The sequence below is a fragment of the Terrisporobacter othiniensis genome, assembly GCF_000808015.1.
Lineage (GTDB): Bacteria > Bacillota > Clostridia > Peptostreptococcales > Peptostreptococcaceae > Terrisporobacter > Terrisporobacter muris.
Map to the genome: position 1 here is coordinate 1 of NZ_JWHR01000114.1, position 2,797 is coordinate 2,797.

The 2,797-nt window shown below is 25.1% G+C and carries 3 protein-coding genes; all 3 read left to right on the forward strand.

What is annotated here, in order from left to right:
- Positions 1-31: 31 nt before the first annotated feature.
- Positions 32-1,018, forward strand: a complete 987-nt coding sequence (locus tag QX51_RS14230; protein ID WP_039680563.1) for a hypothetical protein — start codon at positions 32-34, stop codon at positions 1,016-1,018.
- A gap of 107 nt (positions 1,019-1,125) precedes the next feature.
- On the forward strand, positions 1,126-1,539 hold the full coding sequence (locus tag QX51_RS14235) for a hypothetical protein (RefSeq protein ID WP_039680564.1): 414 nt from the start codon (positions 1,126-1,128) through the stop codon (positions 1,537-1,539).
- 112 nt (positions 1,540-1,651) lie between these two features.
- Positions 1,652-2,398 (forward strand): DUF6873 family GME fold protein, encoded by a 747-nt coding sequence (locus tag QX51_RS14240; protein ID WP_039680565.1) that lies wholly within the window; start codon positions 1,652-1,654, stop codon positions 2,396-2,398.
- Positions 2,399-2,797 lie beyond the last annotated feature (399 nt).

Consider the following 2,797-nt stretch of genomic DNA (forward strand, 5'->3'; position numbering starts at 1 on the left):
AAATTCTTTGTTTAAATATAAGGAGAGAAACATGAATAAAAAAATACTTAGTCTTATAATTGCTCTAAGTCTTCCATTAACTTTTTTAGTCGGATGTAACAAGTCTAAAAATGATGAGTTTGTAATGACTGAAAATACTACAGCCTTAGATGGAAGTGTTGAGTATAGTGCAAAAACTTATAAAGATGCTTTCTATTCAACAGAAAACTATTCTGATGAGTATTTACAAAATGAGTTTGAAGCTATTGTAAAAGAAATCACTTCTAAAAAAGATAAAGAGGAATTAGTAGATTTATTAAAATCTTATTCTAATACACAAGATGGAGATTTTAGTTTTGTAAAATCATGCTTTGAGAAGTATGATAATCAAAGCGGAAATTCTCAAGATGTTACTTTAGATAGTAACGGTATGCATGAGATTTCTTCTAGACTTTATAAAGCAACTTTAAATGCTACTAAGAAATACTATGATATTAATGATTTCTACATATACTACAAAGATAAATTATCAGCTTCTTCTAGATCAAAAGATAATGAAGATTTTGAAAACGAAGTTAAAATTACAGCAATAAAAGAATATACTATTGCAAATATTTATAAAAATGCTTACAATGATTCATTCATATCAGAAGTAATAACTTCTATTGAGACTTCTTCTAATAGCGATGAAACTGTAAATGCTCCAACTGAAAATGTTACAAAACCTGAAACTAATACACCAGTTGTTGATAATAATAATAATAATAATACAACTACTGATGATGATTCAGATGATACTTATCCTGAGTATTTAGAATTAACTGAAGCTGTAAAAAGTCAAATTTATGATGCTGGTGTAAATGCTGCCATTGAATTTATAGGACAAAATATTCAAACTTCATCATCAGCTTATTGCAGAGAAGTATACGATGCTTTAGAAAATGATAATCCTCTTGGTGAAAACAAAGAAGAAGGATATAAATCTTTCTTAGAAGGATTTAAAACTACATTAGAAAACAATAGTGTTGATTTTGAATAATTAAGAAAAAGCTATGCATATAAAATGCATAGTTTTTTTATATTTTTATTTTTATGATTTGTGTTTTTATATAGTTTTCTATTATAATATTTATAGGGGGTGATGATATGAATTTTGGTGATAGAATATTATACAATGATAATAACAATAATGTTTCAAAAGGGGTTTTTATAAAAGAACTAAATCAAGTAGAAGTATTAATAAAGTTAGATGATAAGAGTGAAAAAAGCATAGTTTCTAAGCACTACATTAAATTTGTAAATAATATGGATAATATGGATTTAACTCATGCAATTGCTGTAGCAGATTATATATCTAAGGAAAAGTATGATGGACACTTCACTCTCCTTTGCTTTACTACGGGATGTAAGTTTTGCTTTGGAACACTAGATAAAATTAATTATAATACTACAAGTTTAATGGCATCTGGAAAAACCATAGAAGATGCTATAAAAATAGCCATTGATAAGAAAATAGACTCCGACAAAATTTTAGATACTGAAGATAAAATGTACAAATAGAGCTACATATATAGTTTGAATTTTTATAATAATTCATTAATGTAATAATTAATGGATTATTTTTTTTATTTGTTTTATATTATAATAAGAAATAATTTAAGGAGAATTAGAAATGAAGTTTATAGAATCATCATTTATTCCAAATAAAAAAATAAATTTAGCTTTAGTCGATAATAGACTCTCTGATAATATGAGTAAATATATAAGCAAACTAAATATAAATCTAATTAAAACTATAAAATGCGATGAAGCTTATGATGCCATAAGTTATCATCCTGACATATGTGTTATTAAATTGAATAATAATGATATTTTAGTAGCTCCAAATGTCTATGATTATTATAACAATAATTTAACACCTTTAGGATTCAATGTGATTAAAGGTAATTTACCTATAGATAACAAATACCCTAATAACGTTCAATATAATGTTGCTATATTAGGAAATAAAGCAATTCATAATTTTAAATATACAGATAGCATTTTGTTAGACTATATCGAAAAGAATAAAATGGAAAAAATAAATGTTAATCAGGGATATTGTAAGTGTTCAATCTGCATAGTTGATGAAAATTCAATTATTACTTCTGATGAAGGAATTTATAATGAAGTTATTAAACATAATATTGATTGTCTTTTAATTGAAAAGGGACATATAGATTTATTCGAATTGAACTATGGTTTTATTGGTGGATGTAGCGGCTTAATAAGTAAAGATACACTTGCATTCTTTGGAAGAATAGAAAATCATCCAAACTTCAAAGATATAGAAAAATTTTTATCAAAAAGAAATAAAAAAGTCCTATCTCTCAGCGATGAGAAGCTTACGGATTTAGGTTCTTTAATCCCATTAATTTAGTCTAAATAATTTTCATATTTTATACAATAAGCATGATAATTATTAATAAGAAAGGTATATTTTATCTATACCTTCCTTATTAATTAAATCTAATTTATATATGAACGATCTTTGTTGCTATTTTTTCGCCAAAAGAAGTATCATGCTCTACAAATAGCATAGTTGGTTTTTCATTTAACATTAACTCTTCTACTTGCATACGAGAAATAACATCTATAAAATTAAGGAGCTCATCCCAAATATATAACTCTGATTTTTTGCATACGCTTTTACTTATAAGTATTTACACATCGAAAAAAGCTATATTTAACTTATATTCAGATAAATGATTTACTTTGCCATTAATCTTATTCTTGATTTAAAGTAGTTTTAGGCATAATTAATAGAGTATTAATAAAC